At 70.1% G+C, this 26,089-nt stretch carries 24 protein-coding genes; 5 read left to right on the forward strand and 19 right to left on the reverse strand.

The window, feature by feature from the left end:
- The first annotated feature begins 1 nt into the window (after position 1).
- Positions 2-859 carry a siderophore-interacting protein gene (locus O5O46_RS10310; RefSeq protein ID WP_269855013.1) on the forward strand — a complete coding sequence of 286 codons (858 nt, stop codon included), beginning with the start codon at positions 2-4 and terminating at the stop codon, positions 857-859.
- Positions 860-968: 109 nt separating this feature from the next.
- Here O5O46_RS10310 and O5O46_RS10315 read toward each other — a convergent pair whose 3' ends face one another.
- The 10 genes from O5O46_RS10315 to O5O46_RS10360 form a co-directional block, all read right to left on the reverse strand.
- Complete coding sequence (locus O5O46_RS10315; protein ID WP_269855014.1) at positions 969-3,809, reverse strand: DEAD/DEAH box helicase; 2,841 nt, start codon at positions 3,807-3,809, stop codon at positions 969-971.
- Positions 3,810-3,962: 153 nt separating this feature from the next.
- The gene (tatC, locus tag O5O46_RS10320) at positions 3,963-4,880 is read right to left on the reverse strand and encodes a twin-arginine translocase subunit TatC (RefSeq protein ID WP_269855015.1); all 918 of its coding nucleotides are present in this window, start codon (positions 4,878-4,880) and stop codon (positions 3,963-3,965) included.
- Between the two features lie 232 nt (positions 4,881-5,112).
- Positions 5,113-5,316, reverse strand: a complete 204-nt coding sequence (locus O5O46_RS10325) for a hypothetical protein (protein WP_269855016.1) — start codon at positions 5,314-5,316, stop codon at positions 5,113-5,115.
- 24 nt (positions 5,317-5,340) lie between these two features.
- Positions 5,341-5,577: a hypothetical protein gene (locus tag O5O46_RS10330; protein WP_269855017.1), complete on the reverse strand. Its 237-nt coding sequence runs from the start codon at positions 5,575-5,577 to the stop codon at positions 5,341-5,343.
- A 10-nt stretch (positions 5,578-5,587) separates the two neighbouring features.
- Positions 5,588-6,547 (reverse strand): helix-turn-helix transcriptional regulator, encoded by a 960-nt coding sequence (locus tag O5O46_RS10335; RefSeq protein WP_269855018.1) that lies wholly within the window; start codon positions 6,545-6,547, stop codon positions 5,588-5,590.
- Between the two features lie 16 nt (positions 6,548-6,563).
- Positions 6,564-7,538 carry a helix-turn-helix transcriptional regulator gene (locus O5O46_RS10340; RefSeq protein ID WP_269855019.1) on the reverse strand — a complete coding sequence of 325 codons (975 nt, stop codon included), beginning with the start codon at positions 7,536-7,538 and terminating at the stop codon, positions 6,564-6,566.
- 107 nt (positions 7,539-7,645) lie between these two features.
- On the reverse strand, positions 7,646-8,026 hold the full coding sequence (locus O5O46_RS10345; protein ID WP_269855020.1) for an FKBP-type peptidyl-prolyl cis-trans isomerase: 381 nt from the start codon (positions 8,024-8,026) through the stop codon (positions 7,646-7,648).
- A gap of 40 nt (positions 8,027-8,066) precedes the next feature.
- Entirely contained in the window at positions 8,067-8,963 is an 897-nt protein-coding gene (locus O5O46_RS10350) for an FKBP-type peptidyl-prolyl cis-trans isomerase (RefSeq protein ID WP_269855160.1), read from the reverse strand.
- Positions 8,964-9,167: 204 nt separating this feature from the next.
- Positions 9,168-10,529: a Pup--protein ligase gene (gene pafA, locus O5O46_RS10355; protein WP_269855021.1), complete on the reverse strand. Its 1,362-nt coding sequence runs from the start codon at positions 10,527-10,529 to the stop codon at positions 9,168-9,170.
- A 9-nt stretch (positions 10,530-10,538) separates the two neighbouring features.
- Positions 10,539-11,786, reverse strand: coding sequence for an MFS transporter (locus tag O5O46_RS10360; protein ID WP_269855022.1), 1,248 nt, complete (start codon positions 11,784-11,786; stop codon positions 10,539-10,541).
- 73 nt (positions 11,787-11,859) lie between these two features.
- Here O5O46_RS10360 and O5O46_RS10365 point away from each other — a divergent pair, with 73 nt between their 5' ends.
- The gene (locus O5O46_RS10365; protein ID WP_269855023.1) at positions 11,860-12,945 is read left to right on the forward strand and encodes a LacI family DNA-binding transcriptional regulator; all 1,086 of its coding nucleotides are present in this window, start codon (positions 11,860-11,862) and stop codon (positions 12,943-12,945) included.
- Between the two features lie 505 nt (positions 12,946-13,450).
- On the opposite strand, the gene prcA is transcribed toward O5O46_RS10365, so the two are convergent.
- From prcA to arc, 5 genes are all read right to left on the reverse strand, one after another.
- On the reverse strand, positions 13,451-14,197 hold the full coding sequence (prcA, locus tag O5O46_RS10370; protein ID WP_269855024.1) for a proteasome subunit alpha: 747 nt from the start codon (positions 14,195-14,197) through the stop codon (positions 13,451-13,453).
- A gap of 49 nt (positions 14,198-14,246) precedes the next feature.
- Positions 14,247-15,092, reverse strand: coding sequence for a proteasome subunit beta (prcB, locus tag O5O46_RS10375; protein ID WP_269855025.1), 846 nt, complete (start codon positions 15,090-15,092; stop codon positions 14,247-14,249).
- Between the two features lie 152 nt (positions 15,093-15,244).
- Positions 15,245-15,460: a ubiquitin-like protein Pup gene (locus O5O46_RS10380; protein ID WP_269855026.1), complete on the reverse strand. Its 216-nt coding sequence runs from the start codon at positions 15,458-15,460 to the stop codon at positions 15,245-15,247.
- A gap of 181 nt (positions 15,461-15,641) precedes the next feature.
- Positions 15,642-17,153, reverse strand: coding sequence for a depupylase/deamidase Dop (gene dop, locus O5O46_RS10385; protein ID WP_443072443.1), 1,512 nt, complete (start codon positions 17,151-17,153; stop codon positions 15,642-15,644).
- 211 nt (positions 17,154-17,364) lie between these two features.
- The gene (arc, locus tag O5O46_RS10390) at positions 17,365-19,131 is read right to left on the reverse strand and encodes a proteasome ATPase (protein WP_269855027.1); all 1,767 of its coding nucleotides are present in this window, start codon (positions 19,129-19,131) and stop codon (positions 17,365-17,367) included.
- 240 nt (positions 19,132-19,371) lie between these two features.
- Here arc and O5O46_RS10395 point away from each other — a divergent pair, with 240 nt between their 5' ends.
- On the forward strand, positions 19,372-19,662 hold the full coding sequence (locus tag O5O46_RS10395) for a ferredoxin (RefSeq protein WP_269855028.1): 291 nt from the start codon (positions 19,372-19,374) through the stop codon (positions 19,660-19,662).
- 26 nt (positions 19,663-19,688) lie between these two features.
- On the opposite strand, the gene O5O46_RS10400 is transcribed toward O5O46_RS10395, so the two are convergent.
- The 3 genes from O5O46_RS10400 to O5O46_RS10410 all read right to left on the reverse strand — a co-directional run bounded on the left by O5O46_RS10400 (position 19,689) and on the right by O5O46_RS10410 (position 22,611).
- On the reverse strand, positions 19,689-20,237 hold the full coding sequence (locus O5O46_RS10400; protein ID WP_269855029.1) for a hypothetical protein: 549 nt from the start codon (positions 20,235-20,237) through the stop codon (positions 19,689-19,691).
- 202 nt (positions 20,238-20,439) lie between these two features.
- Positions 20,440-21,351: a tRNA (adenine-N1)-methyltransferase gene (locus O5O46_RS10405; RefSeq protein WP_269855030.1), complete on the reverse strand. Its 912-nt coding sequence runs from the start codon at positions 21,349-21,351 to the stop codon at positions 20,440-20,442.
- Positions 21,352-21,381: 30 nt separating this feature from the next.
- Entirely contained in the window at positions 21,382-22,611 is a 1,230-nt protein-coding gene (locus tag O5O46_RS10410) for a site-2 protease family protein (protein WP_269855031.1), read from the reverse strand.
- 132 nt (positions 22,612-22,743) lie between these two features.
- Between O5O46_RS10410 and O5O46_RS10415 the strand changes: the two genes are divergently transcribed.
- Positions 22,744-23,634, forward strand: coding sequence for a RecB family exonuclease (locus O5O46_RS10415; RefSeq protein WP_269855032.1), 891 nt, complete (start codon positions 22,744-22,746; stop codon positions 23,632-23,634).
- A 35-nt stretch (positions 23,635-23,669) separates the two neighbouring features.
- Positions 23,670-24,341 carry a response regulator gene (locus O5O46_RS10420; RefSeq protein WP_269855033.1) on the forward strand — a complete coding sequence of 224 codons (672 nt, stop codon included), beginning with the start codon at positions 23,670-23,672 and terminating at the stop codon, positions 24,339-24,341.
- Between the two features lie 60 nt (positions 24,342-24,401).
- Here the strand turns inward: O5O46_RS10420 and O5O46_RS10425 are convergent, their stop codons facing one another.
- Positions 24,402-26,000 carry an ABC transporter substrate-binding protein gene (locus tag O5O46_RS10425; RefSeq protein ID WP_269855034.1) on the reverse strand — a complete coding sequence of 533 codons (1,599 nt, stop codon included), beginning with the start codon at positions 25,998-26,000 and terminating at the stop codon, positions 24,402-24,404.
- Positions 26,001-26,089: the final 89 nt, after the last annotated feature.

The raw sequence follows: 26,089 nt of genomic DNA on the forward strand, positions 1-26,089 counted from the left end.
CATGGCGGACGCTTCACAGCGTGCTTCACAACGTAGGAACCAGCCAGTCAGCCGGGGTCGTGTGGTGCGCGTCGAGCGGCTGACCCCGCACACGGTCCGGGTCGTCCTCGGCGGCGAGGGGCTCGACGGCTTCGCCGCGGGGCAGTACACGGACCACTATGTCAAGCTGCTGTTCCCGGTGGACGGGGTGGCCTACCCCGAGCCGTTCGACATCCAGGCGATCCGTGCGGACTTCCCGCGCGACCAGTGGCCGCGCACCCGCACCTACACCGTGCGGCGCTGGGATGCCGAGGCGTGTGAACTCACCCTCGACTTCGTCGTCCACGGGGACGAGGGCCTGGCCGGACCGTGGGCGGCCGGCGTCCAGCCCGGCGCGGAGATCCTCTTCCTCGGCCCGGGCGGCGCATACGCCCCCGACGAGGCGGCCGACTGGCATCTGCTGGCCGGCGACGAGAGCGCCCTTCCGGCGATCGCCGCCACGCTGGAGCGGCTGCCGCAGGAGGCGGTCTGCCATGCGTTCATCGAGGTGCCGGACGCGGCGGAGGAGCAGAAGCTGAACGCACCGGCCGGGGCCTCCATCACCTGGGTGCACCGCGGCACCCGCCCGGTCGGTGAGGCACTGGTGGCGGCCGTCGAGGCGCTGGAGTTCCCGTCCGGCACCCCGCACGCCTTCGTGCACGGCGAGGCGCACTTCGTCAAGGAACTGCGCCGACTGCTCCGCGTCGACCGGGGCATCGACCGGGACCGCCTGTCCATCTCCGGCTACTGGCGCCACGGCTCCGACGAGGACAACTGGCAGGCCACCAAGCGCGAGTGGAACCAGCGGGTGGAGGCGGAACAGGAGCCGGCGGCGGCTTGATGAGCGGCGTGCTCGCCGCCGCGACGGCAAGAAGTCTCCGCCGCGACGGCGAGCGACGGCGCGGCCCGGCGGCGCCGGACCGACCGCGACCCGCCACCGCCGAGGGGCTTCAGCCCAACGACGAGTACGCCACGACTCCCCGCAACAACCCGTCAACCGCCTTGCGGGCGTTCCGCCGTACCGGGGAGTCCTGGGGCGCAGCCTCGGAAATCTGCCCCAGCACATCGATCAACTGCTTCGTCCAGCGGACGAAATCACCAGCGGGCATGTCCGCCTCCCGCAGCACGGAGTCCAGGCCCTGCCCCGACGCCCAGCTGTAGGCGCACCAGGCGAAACCGAGGTCCGGCTCGCGCTGGCCCACGCCCTCCGTCTGGTTGATCTTGTGCTCCTCCTCCAGCGCGGCCAACCGCCCCCAGATCCGCACCATTTCGCCAAGTGCCGTACGCGCCTGGCCGTTCGGCAGCTTCGGCGGCAGCGTGTCCTCGGCGGACCTGGCCTCGTACACCAACGCCGAGGCGCAGGCGGCGAGTTCGGCCGGGCCGAGCCCGTCCCACACTCCTTCCCGCAGGCACTCGCTGGCCAGCAGGTCCAACTCGCCATAGAGACGGCCCAGTCGCCGGCCCTCCGGGGTGACCCGGTCCCCGTCGAGATAGCCCAGTTCGGACAGCAGGCCGCAGATGCGGTCGAAGGTGCGGGCGATGGTGTTGGTGCGGCCCTCGATGCGCCGCTCCAGCGCCTGGGTGTCGCGGCGCAGCCGGTGGTAGCGCTCGGCCCAGCGGGCGTGGTCCTCGCGTTCGTCGCAGCCGTGGCAGGGATGGGCACGGATCGCGGTGCGCAGCCGGGTGATCTCGGTGTCGTCGGCCGCGGCGGCGCGCTGCTTGCGCCGCTTGGGGGCGTGGATCCCGGCGGTTCCGGCCTTGGACCGCAGGGCGGAGGCCAGATCGCGCCGCGAGTGCGGGCTGCGCGGATTGAACGTCTTGGGGATCCGCATCCGGTCCAGCGGCTCCACCGGAACCGGGAAGTCCACCGAGCCCAGCCGCTTGACCTGCCGCTCGGCGGTGAGCACCAGCGGGCGCGGCCCGTCGTCGTAGCTCTGCCCGCCGTACCGCGGGTGGTGGCGGCCCGTGCTGCGTCCGGCGGGCACACCGGGGTCCAGGACCAGCGCGAGGCCCGCGAACTTGCCGGACGGTACGTGGATTATGTCGCCAGGGCGCAGTCGCTCCAACGCCTCCGCCGCCGCGGCCCGGCGCTGGGCCGCGCCCTGCCGGGACAGTTCGGCCTCGCGGTCCTTCAACTCCCGGCGTAGCCGGGCGTACTCCTCGAAGTCGCCGAGGTGGCAGGTCATGCCCTCCTGGTAGCCCGCCAGGCCCTCCTCGTTGCGCTGCACCTGGCGGGAGATGCCGACCACCGACCGGTCGGCCTGGAACTGCGCGAACGAGGTCTCCAGCAGTTCCCGCGAGCGGTGCCGCCCGAACTGGCCGACCAGGTTGACCGCCATGTTGTACGAGGGCTTGAACGAGGAACGCAGCGGATACGTACGGGTTCCGGCGAGGCCGCCGAGCGCCACCGGGTCGAGACCGCGCTGCCACAGCACCACGGCGTGGCCCTCCACGTCGATGCCGCGGCGTCCGGCACGTCCGGTGAGCTGGGTGTACTCACCCGGGGTGATGTCGGCGTGGGTCTCGCCGTTCCACTTGACCAGCTTCTCCAACACCACTGAGCGGGCGGGCATGTTGATGCCCAGCGCCAGGGTCTCGGTGGCGAAGACAGCCTTGACCAGGCCCTGGACGAACAACTCCTCCACGACCTCCTTGAAGGTCGGCAGCATGCCCGCGTGGTGCGCGGCGATGCCCCGCTCCAGCCCTTCGAGCCACTCGTAGTAACCGAGGACGTGCAGGTCCTCGTCGGGAATGGCCGCGGTGCGCTCCTCGACGATGGACCGGACCCTGGCCCGCCCCTCGTCGTCGTTGAGCCGCAACCCCGCGTACAGGCACTGCTGTACGGCGGCCTCGCAGCCCGCGCGGCTGAAGATGAAGGTGATGGCGGGCAACAGGCCCTCGGCGTCCAGCCGCTCGATCACCTCGGGGCGGCCGGGCGTCCAGATCCTGGAGCTCTGCCGCCGGGCGCGCTCACGGTCCGCCTCGTAGCCGCGACGGCGGCGGTCGCGCGGGTTGTACGCCAGGGTGTTCTGGACGCGAGCCATGCGCACCAGGTCGGGGTTGACCTCAAGCCTGCCGCCGCCGTTCGGGGAACCGTTGTTCTTCACCTCGAACAGGTCGTACATCCGGCGTCCGGCCAGTACGTGCTGCCACAGCGGGACCGGGCGGTGCTCGGCGACGATCACCTCGGTGTCGCCGCGTACGGTGTCCAGCCAGTCGCCGAACTCCTCGGCGTTGGAGACCGTGGCGGAGAGGGACACCAGGGTCACCGACTCCGGGAGGTGGATGATGACCTCCTCCCAGACCGCGCCGCGGAAGCGGTCGGAGAGGTAGTGCACCTCGTCCATCACCACGTAGCCGAGGCCGCTGAGCGCCTGGGATCCCGCGTAGAGCATGTTGCGCAGCACCTCGGTGGTCATCACGACCACCGGAGCGTCGCCGTTGACGCTGTTGTCGCCGGTGAGCAGTCCGACCTTGTCGGAGCCGTAACGTTTTACGAGGTCGGCGTACTTCTGGTTGGACAGCGCCTTGATGGGCGTGGTGTAGAAGCACTTGCGGCCCTCGGCGAGGGCCAGGTGGACGGCGAACTCGCCCACGATGGTCTTGCCTGATCCGGTCGGCGCGGCGACCAGTACGCCCTTTCCGGCCTCCAGGGCCTGGCAGGCCGCTACCTGGAACGGGTCCAGCGGGAAGTCGTACATCTCGCGGAAGGAGCCGAGCGCGGTGGCCCGCTCGGCGGCGCGACGCCGAGCGTCGGCGTACCGCTCGGCTGGTGAGATCTCGTCGGTCATCGTGCTTTCGAGCCTACCGGCCGGGTGTGACAACGTGCCCGATCTTTACCAGGGGGCTCCGCCCCGGACCCCTTCGGCAGCTCCGCCCCCCGGACCCCGCTCGGGGCCGCGCGCCGGGGAACCGCCTGCCGGGGGCAGCGACAGGCTCACGGGCTACGTGGCGTCGTCGTAGTCGTCGGAGGGGAGGGCCTGGGGGCTGGAGACGGACTCCACCTCGGGGAGGGCTTCCGGGGTCAGGTCGAGGTCGGAGGCCTCGTCGGGGCTCAGGCCGTCGTCCGCACGCCGGGCCTTGCGCTTGTCGTGGAGCATGGAGATGCCCACCGCCAGGAAGAACAGCGCGCAGATGGGCGCCGCCAGCGCCAGCATGGACAGCGGGTCGGGACTGGGCACCGCGATCGCCGAGAAGACGGTGATGCCCATGACCATCCAGCGCCACCACCCCAGCATCCGCCGCCCACTCAGCACCCCGCCGAAGTTGAGCAGCACCAGCAGCAGCGGCAGTTCGAAGGAGAGCCCGAAGACCAGCACCATCCGCACCAGCAGGTCCAGATACCCGTCCAGCGGCACGAGGTTGGTGACATGGTCGGGGGTGAGGCTGAGCAGTGCCTTGGCGGTGGTCGGAATGATGGTGTACGCGAACCACGCGCCGATGAGGAACAGCGGGAACCCGGCTCCGACGAAGCTGAGCGCGTACCTCTTCTCGTGCTTGTGCAGCCCGGGCGCAAGGAAGGCCCACACCTGGTAGAGCCAGACCGGCGAGGCCGCCACCACACCGGCCATCAGGCCGACCTTGAGCAGGATGCTGAACGGCCCGAGCAGGCCGTTGATGTTGAGCGTCGCGCAGTGCTCGCCGTGCTTGGCGATGTCCTGGAAACTGGCCTTGCAGCCGACCGACTTCAGCAGCGGCTCGGTGAGGAACGCGGCGAGCTGGTCGTGGTAGATGAACGCGACGACCGCGACCAGCCCGATCGCCAGCAGCGACTTCACCAAGCGGCTGCGCAGCTCGCGGAGGTGGTCCGCGAGCGGCATCCGCCCCTCGGGGTCCTTCTTCTTGCGGGCGGACTTGAGCAACCCACGTCCCTATCTCGTGCGGCAGCCGGTCGTCGTCGGCTTGGGTGTACCGTTCGGGGCACTTACGTACGCGTCACATCTCAGTGACAGCGATCGTAACGCGCGGTGGTGAACGCCTGGCAATCCCCCAAGGGCCGCCAGGTGGCCGCCCGCGCCGTGCGTACGGGCCGCGGCGATCAGCCTACCCTCGGCCGGGCCGCGCCCTGTGCCAGGCGGACCGCCGCCCGCCGGGTCAGCGGCGGACCGCGGTACCGGCGCGGGCGGCCAGCGGCTCCGCGCTGCGCTGGAACTGCTCGGCCGCGCCGGCCAGCGCCTGGGAGCTGTCGCCGACCTGCCGGGCGAGCCGCCGTACCTCCACATAGACCCGGATGCTGAGGACGCCGAGGACGGCGATGCCGCAGAACGCGAGGGCGGTGGTGACCAGGATCCAGACCATGCCCGCGAGCCTAGCGGCCCCGCCTCACCCGACGTGCAGCCGCATGGTGCGCACTCCGCCGCTGGTGAGCAGCGCGACGATCCGCTGCCCCGCCGGCTTGCGCACCGAGGCCCCGCAGTCAGGGCAGGTGAACGAGTAGAAGGTGGTCCTGGCGGTGCGCCCGATGGCCAGCCGCAGTGCCGGGGCGGTCAGCTCGAAGCGGCCCCGGCAGTCGGGGCACATCGCCTTGAAGACCACGCTCTGCGCCGTGGGCACCTGCATGTCGCGTCCTCTACTCGTCGCCGTACGCCGCGAGCGCCTGCTCGGCCGCCGCCCGTGCGCTGTCCGCCAGCGCCCGGGGCGAGACGATCCGGCCGTCGCGGCCGAGCCGCAGCGCCAGGCGGCGCAGCGAACCGGGGTCGGGGGTGCGCAATGTGATGCGCAGGCCGCCTTCGGGCAGTTCCTCCGCGCTGTCGTGCGGGTAGTACTCGGCGACCCAGCGCCCGCCCGGGCCGACCTCGACCACCACTTCCGGGTCGTCACCGGCGGGCTGGACCAGTCCGGCGGACAGGTCGCGCGGCTCGATCCTGGGCGGGTCGGCGGGGGCGTCGAGCAGCTTGATCTCTGCGACCCGGTCCAGCCGGAACATCCGGCGGTCCTCGGACAACCGGCACCAGGCCTCGAAGTAGGTGTGCCCCACGGCGAACAACCGGATCGGATCGACCTCGCGCTCGGTCAACTCGTCACGGGCGGGTGAGTAGTAGCGGATCCACAGCCTGCGCCGCTCGGCGATGGCCCGGTCCACATCGGCGAAGACGCTGCCCTCGGACTCGAAGGTGACCGACAGCCGGGCGCTGGCGCCCGCCGCCTCACCGGCCGCCGCCTCCAGCTTGGCGTAGGCCCGCAGCAGCGCCTGGCGGTCGCTGTCCCGCAGCCCCGGCAGGGTGGCCACCGCCCGTGCCGCGACCAGCAGCGCGGTGGCCTCGTCGGCGGCCAGCCGCAGCGGCTGGGCCGCCTCACCGAAGGCACCGTCGTTGTGCCACCAGATCCGCTCGCCGTCGGTGTCGATGTCGAGCAGGTCGCCGCCGCGAAAGCTGGTGCCGCACATCGGCAGCACGTTGAGGTCGCCGATCAGCTCGGCCTCGGTCACCCCGAAGGCGCGCGCCACATCGCTGACGTGCGCGCCGGGACGCTCCTTCAGATAGGTGACCAGGGAGAGCATCCGGCGGGTCTGGTCGATCGCGTTGGACATCGTGGTTCGTCTCCCCTCAGCCGCGGGCCACGGCGCGCAGCCGGTCGACCACGTCATCGCGCAGCTCCGCGGGGGCCAGCACGACCACGTCAGGCCCGAACTCCACCAGCCAGGCGTCCAGCCCGTGTCCGTACGGGATCTCCAGCTCGTCCCACTCCGCGGCCCATTCTCCCGGCGCGGGCGTCGTCTCCACCGCCTTGGCCCGCAGCGGGTATCCGGCACCGCGCCGCAGCCGGATCCGCGCGGTGGCGGTGGCGCCCTCACCGGCCCAGCTGGCCACGGTCTGCCGTACGTCGACGTGGTCCGGCACCTCGGCGGTGAACTGGCCGCCACGGGACCGGATCCGGCCGGTGATCCGGCTGAGCCGGAACACCCGGCGGGCCTCGCGGTCCCGGTCCCATCCGGCCAGGTACCAGTGGCCGCGCCAGCACTCCAGCGCCCACGGCTCCACCGACCGTGGCTCGGGGCGCACGGCGTTGGACTTGCGGTAGTCGAAGGAGACCGGGCGGCGGTCGCGGGCGGCCAGCATCAGCGGCTCGAAGGCGGGCTCGTGCGCGGGGATCCGGGGTTCGATCACGCTGTGGCCCTCGGCGGGCTCGTAGCCGGACTCCTGGAACGGCACGCCCGCGGCTCGCAGCTTCTGCAGCGCTCCGCTGGCGGCTCCGGCCAGCCGGGCCTGCTGCCAGACCTTGGCGGCCAGGGTGAGCGCGGCGGCCTCCTCCGCGTCGAGGGCGATCTCGGGAAGGCGGTTGCGGTCGCGGCGGGCGACGTAGCCGGTCTCGCCGTCGATGGCGTCCACCGTCTCGATGACCAGGCCGAGTTCGCGCAGGTCGTCCTTGTCGCGCTCGAACATCCGGTTGAAGGCCTCCTCGGAGGCGATCTCCCGGTAGGCCTCGACCGAAGCTCGCAACTCGCGCTTGCTGAGCGGGCGGCGGGTGTTCATCAGGCACAGTGCCAGGTTCATCAGCCGCTCGGCCTTGGCGATGGCCATCGGACGCACCCCTCCTGTTCTGCTCTCACGATGAACCTACCGTTCCCAGGTCGTCACGCAAAAGCCGATGGCCCCCGCCGGGCGGCGGGGGCCATCGGTTCGGGCTGCTACCGGCCCTGGACGGCCATCAGGTCGCAGACGAAGATCAGCGTCTCGCCCGGGGCGATCCGGCCGCCCGCGCCACGGTCGCCGTAGGCCAGGTGCGCCGGGATGGTCAGCTGGCGGCGTCCACCGACCTTCATACCCTGCACACCCTTGTCCCAGCCGGAGATGACCTGACCAACGCCGAGCTGGAACTCCAGCGGGTTGCCGCGGTTCCAGCTGGCGTCGAACTCCTCGCCGGTGCTGAAGGCCACGCCCACGTAGTGGACCTTGACGAAGTCGCCCGCCTTCGCCTCCGGGCCTTCGCCCTCCCAGATGTCCTTGATCTCAAGGTCCGCCGGGGGCTCGCCGCCCGGGAAGTCGATCTCGGGCTTGTCGATGCTCACGTCTCTGCTCCTCATTACGGTGTGTGCAACCTGCACAGTTTTACATCGTTCCGAGGATGTCCACCGAGAAGACCAGGGTCGAGTTGGCCGGTACGCCGTTCTGCGGCTGACTGCCGAACGCCTGGTCGGGCGGAAGCACGAGCAGCACCCGGCTGCCCACCTTCTTGCCGGTGAGGCCCTGCGTCAGCCCCTTGACCGGGAGTTGATTGAGCGTCAGCGTGGTGGGCGCGTTCCGGTCGTAGGTGCTGTCGAACTTGGAGCCGTCCCACAGCACGGACTTGTACTGCACGACCACCGTGTCGGTGTTCTTCACCACCGGGCCGCTGCCCTCGATGACGTAGTTCGACACCAGCTTCTTGGGCGCCGGGGTCTTGGGCACGTCGAGCGACGGGGCCTTGCCGTCGGTGTTGGTGCCGACCTTGGGCAGGCTGCTGTCGTTCTGCGGCTGGACCGCGCCCTGGGCACTCTTGGGCGGGTTGGTGCCCTTGAGGATGTCGACGACGAAGAACAAGGTGGCGTTCGGCGGGATCTGCGGGGGCTGGCCCTGGGGGCCGTAGCCGAGATCCGGCGGGATGGTGATCGCGAGCCGGCTGCCGACCTTCTGCCCCTCCAGCGCCTGGTCCCAGCCCTTGATCACCTGACCGGTGCCCACCACCAGACTGAACGGCTGCTTGCCGAAGCTGGTGTCAAAGGGTGTGTCGGAGTCATAGGTTTGACCCAGGTAGTTGACCTGGGCGATGGAGCCCTTGCTCAGGGTGGTGCCGTTGCCCTGGTGGAGGACCTTCACCTCCAGGTTCTTGGGTGGCGTGCCCTTGCCCTTGGAAACGGTCGGCTTCTGGCCGAAGTCGGCCCCGGAGGTGATCTTCGGCGGGGTGTTCTCACTGCCGCAGGCCGCCGCGGTCAGCACCAGCAGCGGTACGACCAGGGCGGCCAGCAGCCGCGAGGCTCGGCGCTTCCTCGGCGGGGCGGCGGACTCGGTGGCTGCCGGACCTGGGGGCGGCGGCGGGGCAATTCGACGCAACGTTGCCTCGGTTTCATCAATGGATCTTCCGGGTGTGCAATGCGGGCCACTCTACGACGCGACCGGGGCCCCGTACGAGAAACGTACGGGGCCCCGGCGTTGCTTTCGTCCGCCCTCCGGTCACATTCCGGCAATTAGCTTCTCCACCCGGTCGTCAACCGAGCGGAACGGGTCCTTGCACAACACCGTGCGCTGCGCCTGGTCGTTGAGTTTCAGGTGCACCCAGTCGACGGTGAAGTCGCGCCGCTGTTCCTGCGCGCGGCGGATGAACTCACCGCGCAGCCGCGCCCGAGTGGTCTGCGGGGGCACCGACTTGGCCTCGAAGATCTTCAGGTCGTCGCAGATCCGCTTGGCCTGACCCTTGCGTTCCAGCAGGTAGTACAGACCACGACGGCGGTGAATGTCGTGGTAGGCGAGGTCTATCTGGGCGATTCGCGGATGTGACATGGTGATGTTGTCGCGGCTGCGATAGCGCTCGATCAGCTGGTACTTCATCACCCAGTCGATCTCGGTGCTGATCGAGGCGAGGTCACCGGTGGAGACCGCCTCCAGGGTGCGGCCCCACAGGTCGAGAACCTGCTCGGTGACTCCGGTGCGGATGCCGCGGCGCTCGCAGAAGTCAACTGCCTTGGAGTAGTACTCCTCTTGGATGTCCAGGGCGGAGGCCTCGCGTCCGCTGGCCAGCCGCACCTTGCGGCGTCCCGTTATGTCGTGGCTGACCTCGCGGATGGCCCGGATCGGGTTCTCCAGTGTCAGGTCCCGCATCACCGTGCCCGCCTCGATCATGCGCAGCACCAGATCGGTGGCGCCGACCTTCAGCAGCATCGTGGTCTCCGACATGTTGGAGTCACCGACGATGACGTGCAGCCGCCGGTACCGCTCGGCGTCGGCGTGCGGTTCGTCGCGGGTGTTGATGATCGGGCGCGAGCGGGTGGTGGCGGAGCTGACGCCCTCCCAGATGTGCTCGGCGCGCTGGCTGACGCAGTACACCGCGCCGCGCGGCGTCTGGAGCACCTTGCCGGCGCCGCAGAGCAGTTGCCGGGTGACGAGGAACGGGATGAGGATGTCGGCGAGCCGGGAGAATTCCCCGTGCCGGGCGACCAGATAGTTCTCGTGGCAGCCGTAGGAGTTGCCCGCGGAATCGGTGTTGTTCTTGAACAGATAGACGTCGCCGGCGATCCCCTCCTCGTGCAGCCTGCGCTCGGCGTCGACCAGCAGCCCTTCCAGAATGCGTTCACCGGCCTTGTCGTGGGTGACCAGTTCGGTGACGCTGTCGCACTCAGGAGTGGCGTACTCCGGGTGCGAACCCACATCGAGATAGAGGCGGGCGCCGTTCTTCAGGAAGACGTTGCTGCTGCGACCCCATGACACGACACGGCGGAACAGGTACCGCGCCACCTCGTCCGGGGACAGACGACGCTGTCCCCGGAACGTGCACGTGACGCCGTACTCGTTCTCCAGCCCGAAAATGCGGCGGTCCATGAGTGAACATTACGCCCGATGCGTCTCACTGAAACCGGGTTCGACGGCGTCGATTCGATCATTTTCCGGTCGGCGCCCCGCGTTTGGGGCAGCGAGCACCCGGCCGCCCGCCAGCAGCACCAGCAGCGCGACGACCCCACCGGCCCCCGCCACCGCGAACCCGGCCGGAACGCCACCGTACTGCGCGGCCGGCCCGGCCGCCGCCGTACCCACCGACGCGCCCACGCCGAAGGCGGTGACCAGCCAGGAGAACGCCTCGGTCACGGTACCCGCCGGGGCGTGCCGGTCCACCACCACGAAGGCGCATGCGAGGGACGGCGCGAGAAACAGGCCGGACAAACCCGCCAAAGCAGTCATAGCTGGCACACCGGGCACGGCCACCAGCGGTACGTAGGCGAGCGCGAGACACAGCATCAGCGCCCGCAACCTGCGCTCCGGCACACCGGACCAGCGCACCGCGCCGTAGACCACACCGCCGATCAGCGCCCCGACGCCCAGCGCGGAGAGCAGATAGCTGGAGACCATGCCGCCGCCGTGCGCGTCGGCGTAGGCGACCGCGGCGACCGCTATCGAACCGAGCGCCAGGCCCACGAAGAAGAACGAGCCGAGCAGCGCGAGCAGTCCGGGCGAGCGCAGCGGCCCAAGCCAGTGCGCCTCGCGCTCGCCCGCCCGCCAGCGGCGGGACGGCTCGGTGGTGACGACCAGCAGCGTGCCGACGACACCGATCAGGGACAGCCCGACCAGCGCGGCGGCGGTGGAGGCGGTGGCGACGAGCAGGGTGACCAGCAGCGGGCCGACCGCGTACATCACCTCCTGCGCGGCGGCGTCCAGCGCGTACGCGCTGTGCACCTGGTCGGCGCGGTCCAGCACGCTGGGCCACAGGGCGCGCAGCCCGCCCTCCAGCGGCGGGGTGGCCACACCCGCCACGGCCATCGCGGCGCAGGCGGCGGCGAGCGGGTCCGGACCCATGACGGCGAAGGCGGTCATGGCGGCGGCCGAGACCACCGCCCCGCCGAGCATCACCCGCGGCTGGCCGCGCTTGTCGACCAGGCGGCCCAGGGCGGGCTGGCCGATCGCGGTGCCCAGGCCGTAGACCGCGGACAGCGCCCCGGCGAGGACGTAACTGCCGCCGTGGGCGCGGGTGAACAGTACGACCGCCAACGCGGCGGTGGCGTTCGGCAGCCGCCCGATCAGCGTTCCGCCCAGCAGCCGTATCGCGTACCGCGTGCGCAGCAGCTCCAGGTACGCCGTGGCCATACCCTCCCCGTTCTCCGTGGACGGACCTTCCGCCCTCGTTAGTGTTACGTATAACTTACCCGTCATACGTAGCATGGCGCTCGGCCGCGGGTCCAGCCGCGGGACGCAGAAGGGACATGAACCGGTGACCGGGACCGACCGTCCGACCTCACGGGACGTCGCACGCGCCGCGGGCGTCTCCCAGGCCACGGTGTCGCTGGTACTCGGCGACAAGTGGCGTGGCCGGGTCTCGCCGCGAACCGCGGAGTCGGTGCGGTCGGCCGCCGTCGAGCTCGGATATCGGCCGAATCTCGCCGCCCGGAACCTACGATTGGGCCGGACGAGGACGGCGCTGCTGGTGGTGCCCGCACTCACCAACGACTACTTCGCCCGGGTGTACACCGGCGCGGCGCGGGTCGCGGCGCGCAACGGGGTCGGCGTGGTGCTCTATCCGTCCCCGGAGGGGGTCGGTCCGGCGCCCGACCCGTTCGGTTCCGCGCGGGCGGCGCTGGACGGGGTGATCGCCTCGTCCATGGCGGTCGGAGCGCTTGACGCGATCAGCGGCGATCCGGCGGCCGGGACGGCCGGGCTGCCGCTGGTGATGCTGGACAGCGAGCCCGGGGCGGCCGGTGCGGCGGCCACCGTCAACCTCGACCTCGCCGACGGCATGCGGCAGGTGATGGACCATCTGGGCGCCCTGGGCCATCGGCGGATCACGCACATCACGGCGGCGGTGGACTCCTGGACGTTCCATGTACGGCGGCGCGCCTTCGAGACCGCGATCGTCGGTCTGCCGGGCGCGGTGGCGGGCCGTGAGCCCGCCGGGCTGAGCGTCGACGAGGGCCTTCAGGCGGCCCGGCGGGCGCTCACCGCGCCGGGTCCCAGGCCGACCGCGCTGGTCTGCGACGACGACCTGCTGGCCGTGGGCGCGTGCAAGGCGGTACGGCGTCTGGGGCTGCGGGTGCCGGAGGACGTGTCCGTCACGGGTTTCGACGATCTGGCGCTGGCCACGGCGGTGGAGCCGGAGCTCACCACGGTCCAGCTCCCCGCCGACGAGGTGGGCGCCCGCGGTATGTCCGCCCTGCTGGGCGCGTTGGACGGCCGTCCGCCCGAGCCGCCCGACATCCTCCCCGTCCACCTGGCGGTACGCGGCACGACGGCCGCTCCCGCGGAGGGTTGAGGGGCGCCGCTCCCGCCGCCGGGGGGATCCTGCCGGGGCAAGGGTCCTCGGCCGCGGCTGGAACTTGGGGAGCGCACCGCCGCCTCCAGGGCAGGGCGGGCCGAGCCCTCTGACCGCTCCGGCCTGAGCTGCGCTCAGCAACGCCGGTCCGCACTGCGGGGGTTATTCGACGTCGCAGCGGAAGGTGTTGGGGCGAGCACCCAGCTCACCGGCCACGGCGCCCTCGTGGCTGGGCCTCAACGCCCAGTGAAGGCCCGGGCACTTGGGCGTGTCCCAGAATCCACCGCTCACGTCGGCCCGCGGCGAGTTCGGCACCGCGGTCTCCACCGCGGGAGTTGTTCGCCCCTGCGGCGGAAATCGCTGGGGCAAGCCACATCGCCCCGGGCGCGGGTTGAGGCCAGCCTCAAATGCCCGGATGCGCCCGGGACTTCGTGGCGTGCCCGGAAGGGCCATCGCGACCGCCTTCGAGAGCCGCGGGCCCACCCGCGCCGGGAGGGTGCGCGGACTACTCCTCCGGTTCCGTCTCCGACGGCTCGGTGCCCTCGGGGGTGCCCTCGGGCGAGAGGAGGCGGGTGAGTTGGCGGCCGAGTACTCGGCGGAACTTGCGCTGTTGGGGGCGGGTGCGGTCAAGGACCGCGACCTCCAACTGCTCGGCGGTGAGCTGTCGTTCACCGCCGTTGTTGTCCCGGCTGAGCGACTCCACCGCCAGCCCGAGCGCCTCGGCGAGCGTCATGTCGTCGCGGTGCCGCTGGTCGAGGTAGCTGCCGATCTGGTCGGAGTTGCCACCGACCGCGACCGCGCCGTGCTCGTCGACGATCGAGCCGTCGTGCGGCAGCCGGTAGATCTGGTCCTCCTCCGGCGCCGAGCCGACCTCGGCGACGATGAGCTCGACCTCGTACGGCTTCTCCGCCGCGCTGGAGAAGATGGTGCCGAGCGTCTGGGCGTAGACGTTGGCCAGCCCCCGCGCGGTCACATCCTCACGGTGGTAGGTGTAGCCCCGCAGATCGGCGTAGCGGACGCCGCCGATGCGCAGGTTCTCGAACTCGTTGTACTTGCCGACCGCGGCGAAGGCGATGCGGTCATAGATCTCGCTGACCTTGTGCAGCGCGCGGGACGGGTTCTCGGCGACGAAGAGGATTCCGTCGGTGTACTGCAGTACGACGACGCTGCGACCGCGCGCGATGCCCTTGCGGGCGTACTCGGCGCGATCCGCCATGGCCTGCTGGGGTGAGACGTAGAACGGCGTCGACACCGGCTATCCGTCCCTTTCTGTCTGTGTGGGAAGTTCCCGGATCCGACCGTTACAGAAGCGAGGCGCGGGGGCCGTCCGGCTCCTCGAGACGCCGCTCGTGGACAGCCCGGGCGACCTCCGAGACCTCGGCCTCCGTGAGCCGCCGGAAGCCCTCGTCGGTGATGACGGTGACGATCGGGTAGATCTGCCGGGCGAGGTCCGGACCGCCGGTCGCCGAGTCGTCGTCGGCCGCGTCGTACAGCGACTGCACGACCGCGGTGATGGTCTGCTGCTCCGTCAGGTCCTTGCGGTAGAGCTTCTTGAGCGAACCGCGGGCGAAGACCGAGCCGGAGCCGGTGGCCGTGAAGCCGTGCTCCTCCGCGCGCCCGCCGGTCACGTCGTAGGAGAAGATCCGGCCCTTCTCGCGGTCCGTGTCGTACCCGGCGAACAGCGGTACCACCGCGAGGCCCTGCATGGCCATGCCCAGGTTGCCACGGATCATCGTGGACAGCCGGTTCGCCTTGCCCTCCAGGGAGAGCCCGGCACCCTCGATCTTCTCGTAGTGCTCCAGCTCCAGTTGGAACAGCTTGACCATCTCGACGGCCAGGCCCGCTGTTCCGGCGATACCGACCGCGGAGTACTCGTCGGCCGGGAAGACCTTCTCGATGTCCCGCTGCGCGATGACATTGCCCATGGTCGCCCGGCGGTCACCGGCGAGCACCACGCCACCGGGGAACGTGGCCGCCACGATCGTCGTCCCGTGCGGGATCTCCAGCGCGCCCTGTACGGGGGGCAGCGTCCGGTTGCCGGGCAGCAGTTCCGGCGCGTGCTCGCCGAGGAAGTCCATGAAGGACGACGAACCAGGCGTCAGGAAGGCCGCCGGCAGACGCCCGGTACTACGAGTGTTGGCTTCCACACGTTTCCTTCCACGATGACTGCGGACCGTCTCCCTCTCCCCGGGGAGCGGCCGGTTTCGATCACTTGCCACGGACCTTACCCCTGGCCGTGCCAGTCATCCGTCCCGCGTCCGGAACCTGGGCACCGGAGGCGGGACGGACGGCAGAGCGGCTACTGACCGCCCTTCTGTACGAACGAACGAACGAAGTCCTCGGCGTTCTCCTCCAGGACGTCGTCGATCTCGTCCAGGACGGAGTCCACGTCGTCCGAGAGCTTCTCCTGACGCTCCTTGAGGTCGTCGGAGGCCTGCGCCTCCGGGGCGGTCTCCTCGACCTCCTCGGTGGAACGCGTGGCCCTCTGCTGCCCGCCGGTGTCCTTGGTAGCCATGTGCACCTCACCCCGATCGCCCGCTCGGTTTGCATGTCCTACAAGATCAGACCCTACAAGCCGGGTCTGACATCGGCCCTGTTCTCCGGTGATCTCGCGGAACTCGCGGACCCTCGCTCACGTGCTTTCCACTGGTTCAACGTCCGGGAGCCACCCCGATGATTCCCGCAACCGCGCGGTTTCAGCCCCCGGACAACACCCGTACCAGGTCCTCCGCGGTACGACAGCGGTCCAGGAGTTCCTTGACATGGTTGCGGGTGCCGCGCAGCGGCTCCAGGGTCGGCACCCGTTGCAGGGAGTCCCGCCCGGGCAGGTCGAAGATGACCGAGTCCCACGAGGCGGCGGCCACGTCGTCCGCGTACTGCTCCAGGCACCGGCCGCGGAAGTAGGCCCTGGTGTCCTCCGGGGGCTTGATACGGGCCCTGGAGACGGCCGTCTCGTCCAGTAGCCGCTTCATCCGCCCGCGGGCCACCAGGCGGTTGTACAGGCCCTTGTCGGGGCGTACGTCGGCGTACTGGAGGTCGACCAGGTGCAGCCGGGCCGCGTCCCAGTCGATGCCGTCGCGCCGGCGGTAGCCCTCCAGGAGTTCGCGCTTGGCCACCCAGTCCAGCTCTCCGGACAGGCTCATCGGGTCGGTCTCCAGCCGCCCCAGGACGTCCTCCCAGCGGGTCAGCACGTCCCTGGTCTGCTCGTCGGCGTCGGTGCCGTAGCGGTCCTCGACGTACTTGCGGGCCAGCTCGAAGTACTCCATCTGCAGCTGCACGGCGGTCAGCGTGCGGCCGTTGCGCAGGGTGATCAGCCGTCGCAGTGTGGGGTCGTGGGAGACCTGGTGCAGGGTGCGCACCGGCTGGTCCACGGCGAGGTCCACCGCGATGAAGCCGTCCTCGATCATGGACAGGACAAGCGCGGTGGTGCCCAGCTTGAGGTACGTGGAGATCTCGGAGAGGTTGGCGTCACCGATGATCACGTGCAGTCGGCGGTACTTCTCCGCGTCGGCGTGCGGTTCGTCCCGGGTGTTGATGATGGGGCGCTTGAGCGTGGTCTCCAGGCCCACCTCGACCTCGAAGTAGTCGGCCCGCTGGCTGATCTGGAAACCGTGCTCACCGCCGTCCTGGCCGATGCCGACCCGGCCCGCGCCGGTGACGACCTGCCGGGAGACGAAGAAGGGCGTCAGGTGCCGCACGATGTCCGAGAACGGGGTCTCCCGCTTCATCAGGTAGTTCTCGTGGGTGCCGTAGGACGCGCCCTTGTTGTCGGTGTTGTTCTTGTACAGGTGGATCGGCTGCGCGCCGGGCAGCTGGGCGGCCCGCTCGGCCGCCTCGGCCATGATCCGCTCCCCCGCCTTGTCCCAGAGCACCGCGTCCCGCGGGTTGGTGACCTCCGGGGCGCTGTACTCGGGGTGGGCGTGGTCCACGTAGAGCCTGGCCCCGTTGGTGAGGATCACGTTGGCCAGGCCGATGTCCTCGTCCGTGAGCTGGCTGGAATCGGCCGACTCGCGCGCCAGGTCGAAGCCGCGGGCGTCCCGCAGCGGGTTCTCCTCCTCGAAGTCCCAGCGAGCGCGGCGGGCCCGGTGCATCGCCGCCGCGTAGGCGTTGACGATCTGGGACGAGGTGAGCATGGCATTGGCGTTCGGGTGGCCGGGGACGGAGATCCCGTACTCCGTCTCGATGCCCATTACTCGCCGTACGGTCATGCGGCCCTCCTTGCCCGGCTCCGCCCGTCGGCGGCACCGTGTGGCGCGGTACCGACGAGCGTAGAACGCGGCGGCGGCAGTGGGGAGATCATTACAGTCATTCCTCGGCTTCCGGACGTCTGGCGGCCTGCGGGTGGCGCCCGCTGGGAGCCCCGGGAAAAGCGTCCGGCTGCGGGTACCGGAGTTCCGGTACCCGCAGCCGGCTGCCGTCCTACAGGTACTGCCCGGTGTTGGCCACCGTGTCGATCGAGCGGCCGGTGTCGGCGCCCTGCTTGCCGGTGACAAGCGTCCGGATGAAGACGATGCGCTCGCCCTTCTTGCCGGAGATGCGGGCCCAGTCGTCCGGGTTGGTGGTGTTGGGCAGGTCCTCGTTCTCCTTGAACTCGTCCACGCAGGCGGAGAGCAGGTGGGAGACGCGGATGCCCTTCTGGTTGTGGTCGAGGAAGTCCTTGATCGCCATCTTCTTCGCCCGGTCCACGATGTTCTGGATCATGGCGCCGGAGTTGAAGTCCTTGAAGTACAGGACTTCCTTGTCGCCGTTGGCGTAGGTGACTTCGAGGAAGCGGTTCTCCTCCGTCTCGGCGTACATCCGCTCGACCACGGACTGGATCATCGCGCCGATCGTCGCCTCCGGCGAGCCGCCGTGCTCGGCGAGGTCCTCGGCGTGCAGCGGCAGCGTGTCCGTCAGGTACTTGGAGAAGATGTCCTTGGCCGCCTCCGCGTCCGGACGCTCGATCTTGATCTTCACATCGAGGCGGCCGGGGCGCAGGATGGCCGGGTCGATCATGTCCTCGCGGTTGGAGGCGCCGATGACGATGACGTTCTCCAGCCCCTCCACACCGTCGATCTCGGCGAGCAGCTGCGGGACGATGGTGTTCTCCACGTCCGAGCTGACGCCGGATCCGCGGGTGCGGAACAGCGACTCCATCTCGTCGAAGAAGACGATGACCGGGGTGCCCTCGCTGGCCTTCTCCCGGGCCCGTTGGAAGACCAGGCGGATGTGCCGCTCGGTCTCGCCGACGTACTTGTTGAGCAGTTCCGGGCCCTTGATGTTCAGGAAGTAGCTCTTGCCCGCGGGCTGCCCGGTGACCTCGGCGACCTTCTTGGCAAGGGAGTTGGCCACCGCCTTGGCGATGAGCGTCTTGCCGCAGCCGGGCGGGCCGTACAGCAGCACACCCTTGGGCGGGCGCAGTTCGTGCTCCTTGAACAGATCCGGGTACAGGTAGGGGAGTTCGACCGCGTCGCGGATCAACTCGATCTGGTTCCCCAGCCCGCCGATCTTGTTGTAGTCGATGTCGGGCACCTCTTCGAGGACGAGTTCCTCGACCTCGCTCTTGGGCACGACCTCGAAGACGTAGCCGGATCGGGGCTCGAGCAGCAGGGCGTCACCGGCGCGGATGTTGACGTCGAGCAGCGGCTCTGCGAGCCGGACCACCCGCTCCTCGTCGGTGTGCCCTATCACCAGGGCCCGTTCGCCGTCCTCAAGGATCTCCTTGAGGGTGACGATCTCGCCGACGCGCTCGAACTCCATGGCCGAAACCACGTTGAGCGCCTCGTTGAGCATGAGCTCCTGTCCGCGCTGGAGTTCATCGAGCTCGACGGTCGGGCTCACGTTCACCCGCAGCTTGCGGCCGCCGGTGAAGATGTCCGCCGTGTCGTCGTCGTTCGCCTGCAGGAACACGCCGAATCCGGCAGGCGGCTGGGCGAGCCGGTCCACTTCCTCCTTGAGGGCCACGATCTGGTCGCGGGCCTCGCGAAGGGTGTTGGCCAGTCGTTCGTTCTGTGCGGACACACCTGCCAGGTTGGTCTGCAGCTCGACGATCCGCTCCTCGAGAATCCTCGTGTGACGCGGAGAGTCGGCGAGCTTGCGGCGCAGGACGGCGATCTCCTGCTCAAGAAAGGCCACCTGGCTCGCGGGGTCCTCCGAACCCCGTGCGGGCCGGTTGCCACGGTTGATGTCGTCGTCGTGGGCTGCCACGGTCCTCACCTCCTCCAGGGGGAGCTGGACGCTTTCAGACCCTACCTGGGCCGGTGGGGGTTGAAACCCCTAGATCACAAACCCGGTCGGGGTGTGTCCGATCTTCACCCTTGCGCACGTCCCCACGCCAGGGAGATACCCACCCAACAACATCGGAAAGCGACCGGTTGTATCGTCGTTTCGGTCAACAGCCGCCAGGGGCTGTTACTTCCCGATGGACGAACGGCAGGCGAGGTACCCGTGAGCGACGCAGTCGGCGAGGCGCTGGAAGTCTGGATCGACCAGGACCTGTGCACCGGCGACGGGATCTGCGCGCAGTACGCGCCCGAGGTCTTCGAGCTCGACATCGACGGCCTGGCCTACGTGAAGGGCGACGACGACGAGTTGCGCACCGAGGCCGGCGCCACCGCTCCGGTACCGCTGCCGCTGCTGAACGACGTGGTGGACTCGGTGAAGGAGTGCCCCGGCGAGTGCATCCACGTACGCCGGGTCTCCGACGGCGCCGAGGTGTACGGCCCGGGCGCGGAGTAACGGTTCGACGGGCGGCGGGTGACGGCTCAGACACTCCCCGCATGCGGCCCGGGCACCGCGTTGAACCGGCCGTCGCGCCAGTCCCAGTCGAACTGCCGCCGCAGGTCCGGGCAGCAGCGCGGCACGGTGTCCGACGAGTAGCCGAGCAGGGTCGCGCTGACGGTACGACCGGTCACCGCGAGGTCCTGCACGCTGAGTTTGCGCGCCGGGTCCACCAGCGTGGCCACCACCCTCGGCGGCGCGCCGGGGGACGTACCGGCGGAGAGCACGTAGACGCCGCTGGGCGGGGTGCCGAAGTCGGTGTGACAGCGCACCACCGCGACGGTGTCCGGGCGCCCGTCGCCCTCGATGTCGCCGGACGCCCTGGCGACCACGTCCACCGGGCCGCCACCGCAGTTGACCGGATAGTGCGCGGCGGCCGCGTCGGGACCGCTCCCGGCGTCCGTCGCCGAGGCGCCCGCCGGCCGGGTCAGGACGGCGACCCCGATGACGGCGGCGACGGCCACACCGGTGGCGAGCCAGTGTGCCGGGTGGGTACGCGTGTGTGGGAGGTCCTGGCCTGCCGAAGGCTGCACGCGGCTGTCTCCTGGGGCTTGAGCCGAGCGGCTTGATCGTTTGGCGGTGCCCAGCATCGTGCCACACGTCACACGGCACCGGAACACCGGGTACCGGCGTTCCTCACGGGTCCCGTTCCGGGAACGAAACGGCGCCGCCGCCGGTTCCCGTCTGATGCGGAACTCGGCGGCGGCGCCCGGGTGTTGGGGTGGCGCGGCGTTGCTACGCGGGCGGCGGCGAGCCCGCGCTGCCGCTGCCGGGGCCGGCGTAGTCCTCGCCGTACGCGCCCTTGGCGGGACGGCGGCGGCGCATCGGCGGCTCCACGCCGTCGGCGAGGCGACGGGCGGTCAGCAGGAAGCCGGTGTGGCCGATCATCCGGTGGTCCGGGCGGACCGCGAGGCCCTCGATGTGCCAGGTGCGGACCATCGTCTCCCACGCGGTCGGCTCGTTGAACGTACCGTGCTCGCGGATCGCCTCCACGGTACGGGCGAGCTGCGTGGTGGTGGCGACGTACGCGCACAGCATGCCGCCGGGGACCAGCGCCTTGGAGACCGCCTCCAGGCACTCCCAGGGCGCGAGCATGTCCAGGATGACGCGGTCGACATCGGTGTCCGACAGGTTGTCCTGGAGGTCGCCGACGGTGAGCTGCCAGGCCGGGTGCTCCTCGCCGAAGTAGCGGCGGACGTTCTCCGCGGCGATCTCCGCGAAGTCGGCCCGGCGCTCGTAGCTGTGCAGCATGCCCTGGTCACCGACGGCGCGCAGCAGGAAGCAGCTGAGCGAGCCGGAACCGACGCCCGCCTCGACGACACGCGCGCCGGGGAAGATGTCGGCCATCGACAGGATCTGCCCCGCGTCCTTGGGGTAGACCACGGCGGCACCGCGGGGCATGGACAGGACATAGTCGGGGAGCAGGGGTCGCAGCGCGAGATACGCGATGTTCCCCGTGGTACGCACAACAGTGCCCTCGGGAGCGCCGATCAGCTCGTCGTGCGGGAAGGAACCCTTGTGGGTGTGGAAGCTCTTCCCGGCTTCGAGCGTGAAGGTGTGGTGGCGTCCCTTGGGGTCGGTGAGCTGAACCTGGTCCCCGACCTGGAAGGGCCCGCGACGGCGGGCGGCACCGGTCGGTTCGGACATGTGACCAGGGTATCCGAGGTCTGAGGGGGTCTATGCCCGGGAGGGCTGCGCCATGGCCGCGACGAAGGCCCGCTCCACGTCCGCGGTGGACAGCACGCCGTAGATCTCGCCGGTGGGCTCCACGACCAGGTACTCGGTGGCGGGGGTGGCGCGCAGCGTCTCCAGCAGGTCCTCGCCGTCCAGTTCGGCGGAGACCCGCATTCCGGGCCGGAGTTCCTGAGTCAGCCCGCTCACCGCGACCCAGGGGCGGCGGTGCTCCGGGATGCCGACGATGGCGGCCTCCCTGACCAGTCCGGTGGCCTCCCCCATGGCGTCCACGACCACCAGGGCGCGGGCACCCGCCTCGTGGGCCCGGCGCAGCGCCTCGGACAGCGGGGTCTGGGCGGTCACCGGGACCGCCCGCCGGGTCAGTGAGCGGGCCCGCAGCTCGGGCAGCCGCTCGCGCAGCCGGGCCATCCGCAGGCTGTTTCCGGCGCCGGTCCAGATGATGGCCGCCAGGATCGCGGCGAGCAGGGCGTCGGTGAGCGAGTCGGCGCCGGTCTTGGACTCGCTGACCCCGCCCGCGTAGCTGAGCAGCGGCAGCCCGATCAGGACCGCGACGGCGAGCGCCCGGCCGGTCCACGCGGCGGCCACGGTGCCGGTCATCGGCTTGCCGCTGATCTTCCACACCACCGCCCGAAGCATCCGGCCGCCGTCCAGCGGAAGGCCGGGCAGCAGGTTGAAGACGGCCACGATGAGGTTGCTGACCATCAGCCCGGCGAGCAGCACACCGGGCACCGTGTCCGGCTCGACGCCGCGCATGCCGAGGTAGAACAGCCCGGCCAGCACCAATGACAGCAGCGGCCCGACGAAGGCCAGCACGAACTCGCGACCCGGGGTGTCGGAGTCCTTCTCGATCTCGGAGACACCGCCGAAGAACTGCAACTGGATGCGGCGCACCGGCAGCTTGAAGCGCAGCGCGGCGACCGTGTGCGCCAACTCGTGCACCAGCACCGAGGCGTAGAAGGCGACCGCGAAGAACAGCGACACCAGATAGCGGAGGGCGCCGAGTTCCGGCAGCACCCGGTCGAGTTGGCCGCCGAAAACCCAGGTGATCAGGGCGGCGACCAGGAACCAACTGGGCGCCACATAGACCGGGACGCCGAACGGGCGGCCCATCAGGATCCCGCCGCCGGTCTCCCGTGGCCGTTTGCCGTTGCCCCGGCCACCCCCGGGAGCCGCTCCCCCGGTGCCGGACTGCGGCTGCCCGCTCGTGTTCATGCGTCCCCTCGATCGCCGGATCCTCCTGGCCCTGACCGATGATGACCGATCATGCGGCGCGGAGGCATGTGCCGTCGATGGTAACGACGAGTGGCGGACGGTTGTCAGTGGCAACCCGTAGGGTCGTATGCCATGACCAGCACCCCCGAGTCGGGCTCGGCCGCGCCGTGCGCCACGCCCGCGCCCCCTTCGTCGCTCTCGCCCTCGCGGGCGGCGGACTTCATGCAGTGCCCGCTGCGGTACCGGTTCCGGGTGATCGACAAGCTGCCGGAGAAGCCCAGTGAGGCCGCCACTCGGGGCACGGTGGTGCACGCGGTGCTGGAGCGCCTCTTCGACGCGCCCACGGCGGAGCGCACCGCGGTGCGGGCGCGGGCGATGGTGCCGGTGGAGTGGGAGCGGCTGCTGGCGGCGAAGCCGGAGCTGGCGGAGCTGTTCGCCGACGAGGAGGCGGAGCCGGGTACCGAGCGGTTGGCGCGTTGGCTGGAAAGCGCCGAGCGGCTGGTGGACCGGTGGTTCTCGCTTGAGGACCCGACGCGGCTGGAGCCCGCGGAGCGCGAGTTGTACGTGGAGACCGCGCTGGAGTCCGGGTTGGTGCTGCGCGGCTATGTGGACCGGCTGGACGTGGCCCCCAGCGGTGACCTGCGGGTGGTGGACTACAAGACCGGCAAGGCGCCCCGGCCGGAGTACGCGGCGGACGCGCTGTTCCAGATGAAGTTCTACGCGCTGGTGCTGTGGCGGCTGCGCGGTGTGGTGCCGCGCCGGCTGCAACTGGTCTATCTGGGCAGCGGCGATGTGGTGACCTGTGATCCGACGGCGGACGAGCTGCGGGTGGTGGAGCGCAAGCTGCTCGCGCTGTGGGACGCCATCCAGCGCGCCACCGAGTCCGGGGACTGGCGGCCACGGCCGAGCAGGCTGTGCGACTGGTGCGACCACCAGCCGGTGTGTCCGGCGTTCGGTGGCACTCCCCCGGTCTATCCGCTGCCCACCATGCGACGGCCACCCGGCGCGGGCGAACCGTCGTAGGGAAGAATGGGGGCGGCCTACCGTTAGGAGATCACGTGGCAATCCGCGTCCTGCTGGTCGACGACCAGCCGCTGCTGCGCACCGGATTCCGGATGATTCTGGAGGCGGAGCAGGACCTGGCCGTGGTCGGCGAGGCCGGTGACGGTCTGCAGGCGCTGGACCAGGTGCGTGCGCTCCAGCCCGACGTGGTCCTGATGGACATCCGGATGCCGCGGATGGACGGCGTCGAGGCGACCCGGCAGATCACCGGGCCCGGCCGGGACGGTCCGGCCAAGGTGCTGGTGCTGACCACCTTCGACCTGGACGAGTACGTGGTGGAGGCGCTGCGCGCCGGCGCCAGCGGCTTCCTGCTCAAGGACGCCCCGGCGGACGAGCTGGTGCAGGCGATCCGGGTGGTGGCGGCCGGTGAGGCGATGCTGGCGCCGAGCATCACCCGGCGACTGCTGGACAAGTACGCCGGGCATCTGCCGTCCGGTGAGGAACCGGTGCCTCCGGCGCTGAACACGCTCACCGAGCGTGAGGTCGAGGTGCTGAAGCTGGTGGCCCGCGGGCTGTCCAACGCGGAGATCGCGGCGGAGCTGTTCGTCAGTGAGACCACGGTCAAGACCCATGTCGGCCATGTGCTCACCAAGTTGGGGCTGCGCGACCGTGTGCAGGCAGCGGTGTACGCCTACGAGAGCGGTCTGGTGCGACCGGGCGCCCAGTGAGCCGGTGAAGCCGAAAGGGGCCGGGGCGGCGTTCGCCCCGGCCCCTTCACGCTGCGCGGGTCAGCCCTTGACGCCCTTGCCCAGCTCCCAGTACTGGAGCTCGGAGGAGGCGTTCATCGCCCACTCGGTGCCGGTGATCTGGGACTGCGCGGCCAGGTACTGCTTGCCCTGCCACAGCGGCAGGAACGGCACGTCCTTGGCGATGTCGTCCTGGATCTCCTGGAAGGCGTTCACCGCCGTGCTGCGCTCGGCGACGGTGCGGGTCTGCGGCAGCAACTGCGACTCGATGGCGTCGTTGTGGTACGGGCTGCCGAGGAAGTTGTCCTTGCCGAAGAACGGGCCGATGTAGCTGTCCGGGTCCGGGAAGTCGGGGAACCAGCCCATGCCGTAGACCTGGTACTGGCCCTTGCGCTCGGCGGGCCGGAAGGCCGACCACGGCACGCCCTGGAGCGTCACCTTGAACAGGCCGCTCGACTCCAGCTGGTTCTTCAGCTCGGTGAACTCCTTGGTGGTGGACTCGCCGTAGTGGTCCGTGGTGTAGCTCAGGGTCAGCGGGACCGGGGTGCTGATGCCCGCCTTCTCCAGGGTGCTGCGGGCGGCCGAGACGTTCGGATTGTTGTAGATGTTGAAGAACGAGTTGGTGTGTCCGGTGATGCCCTGCGGAACCATCGAGTACAGCGGCTGCGAGGTACGCGCGTACACATCCCGCACCAGGGCGGAGCGGTCGACGATCTGGGCGACCGCCTTGCGCACGGCGGGGTTCTTCACCGTCGCGTCGTTGGTGTTGAACACCAGGTAGCGGATTTCGGTGCCGGGCGCCTCGACCAGGTTGATGTTCTGCGAGGTGCCGTTGCTCAGCCCGGAGATCTCGTCCGGCGTCATGGAGCGGTTCATCACGTCGATGTGACCGGCCTTGAGCGCGGCCTCCATGTCGCTCGAACTCTTGAAGAACTTCAGCTCTATCTTGCTGTTGTTGAGCTTGGCGTTGCCCTTGTAGTGCGGGTTCTTCTGGAACACCGCCTCGTTGCTGGAGTCGAACGAGGCCAGCGTGTACGGGCCGGAGCCGAGCACCGAGGTGCCCGAGTAGACCTTGTTGGCCGGGTAGACCTTGCTGTCCACGATCGAGGCGGCCGGGGTGGCCAGCTTGAACGGGAAGGTGGCGTCCGGGGTCTTGAGGTGGAACACCACCGTCGAGTCGGTCGGTGTCTCCACCTTGTCGACGTTGTCCAGCAGCCCGGAGGGGCCGTTGGGGTCGCGGATCGCCAGCATGCGGTCCACGGAGAACTTCACGTCGGCGGCGGTCAGCGGGTCTCCGTTGGAGAACTGCAGCCCGGTGTGCATGGTGCACCGGTAGGTCTCACTGAGCTGGTCGGTGAAGCCGCATCGCTCGGCGGCCTCGGGTACCGGGTCGGTGCCGGTGCGGGGGTAGCTCAGCAGCGTCTGGAAGGTGTTGCGCAGCACCGTCCACGCGGCGACGTCGTACGCGGCCGCCGGGTCGAGCGGAGCCGGGGCGTCCTTGGTCGCCTCGATCCGGTCGGTAGTGCCCACGACGATGGCATCGCCGCCGCCTCCACTGCTGCCGCTGGATCCACCGCACGCGGCGAGGGCGGGCGCGATCAGACCCACCACAGCCGGCAGCACCAGTAGCTTGCGATTCATCCTCGTTGGTCTCCCTGTTCGGCGCTGGTAGTTCATAGCTGCGGGTGGCGCTACGCCTGCGCCACCCGCTCCCCCGGATTTCTACGTCA

The sequence above is a fragment of the Streptomyces sp. RPT161 genome (assembly GCF_027533845.1).
Taxonomy (GTDB): Bacteria; Actinomycetota; Actinomycetes; order Streptomycetales; family Streptomycetaceae; genus Streptantibioticus_A; species Streptantibioticus_A silvisoli_A.

Coding starts and splice junctions, on each gene's coding strand:
- O5O46_RS10335 (WP_269855018.1), bottom strand. CDS start 6,547: ATGTCCAACGCGATCGACCAGACCCGCCGGATGCTCTCCCTGGTCACC.
- O5O46_RS10325 (WP_269855016.1), bottom strand. CDS start 5,316: ATGGTCTGGATCCTGGTCACCACCGCCCTCGCGTTCTGCGGCATCGCC.
- O5O46_RS10340 (WP_269855019.1), bottom strand. CDS start 7,538: ATGGCCATCGCCAAGGCCGAGCGGCTGATGAACCTGGCACTGTGCCTG.
- O5O46_RS10380 (WP_269855026.1), bottom strand. CDS start 15,460: ATGGCTACCAAGGACACCGGCGGGCAGCAGAGGGCCACGCGTTCCACC.
- O5O46_RS10315 (WP_269855014.1), bottom strand. CDS start 3,809: ATGACCGACGAGATCTCACCAGCCGAGCGGTACGCCGACGCTCGGCGT.
- O5O46_RS10360 (WP_269855022.1), bottom strand. CDS start 11,786: ATGGCCACGGCGTACCTGGAGCTGCTGCGCACGCGGTACGCGATACGG.
- dop (WP_443072443.1), bottom strand. CDS start 17,153: ATGACCGTACGGCGAGTAATGGGCATCGAGACGGAGTACGGGATCTCC.
- O5O46_RS10415 (WP_269855032.1), top strand. CDS start 22,744: ATGACCAGCACCCCCGAGTCGGGCTCGGCCGCGCCGTGCGCCACGCCC.
- O5O46_RS10405 (WP_269855030.1), bottom strand. CDS start 21,351: ATGTCCGAACCGACCGGTGCCGCCCGCCGTCGCGGGCCCTTCCAGGTC.
- O5O46_RS10365 (WP_269855023.1), top strand. CDS start 11,860: ATGGCGCTCGGCCGCGGGTCCAGCCGCGGGACGCAGAAGGGACATGAA.
- O5O46_RS10310 (WP_269855013.1), top strand. CDS start 2: ATGGCGGACGCTTCACAGCGTGCTTCACAACGTAGGAACCAGCCAGTC.
- O5O46_RS10330 (WP_269855017.1), bottom strand. CDS start 5,577: ATGCAGGTGCCCACGGCGCAGAGCGTGGTCTTCAAGGCGATGTGCCCC.
- O5O46_RS10425 (WP_269855034.1), bottom strand. CDS start 26,000: ATGAATCGCAAGCTACTGGTGCTGCCGGCTGTGGTGGGTCTGATCGCG.
- pafA (WP_269855021.1), bottom strand. CDS start 10,529: ATGGACCGCCGCATTTTCGGGCTGGAGAACGAGTACGGCGTCACGTGC.
- O5O46_RS10410 (WP_269855031.1), bottom strand. CDS start 22,611: ATGAACACGAGCGGGCAGCCGCAGTCCGGCACCGGGGGAGCGGCTCCC.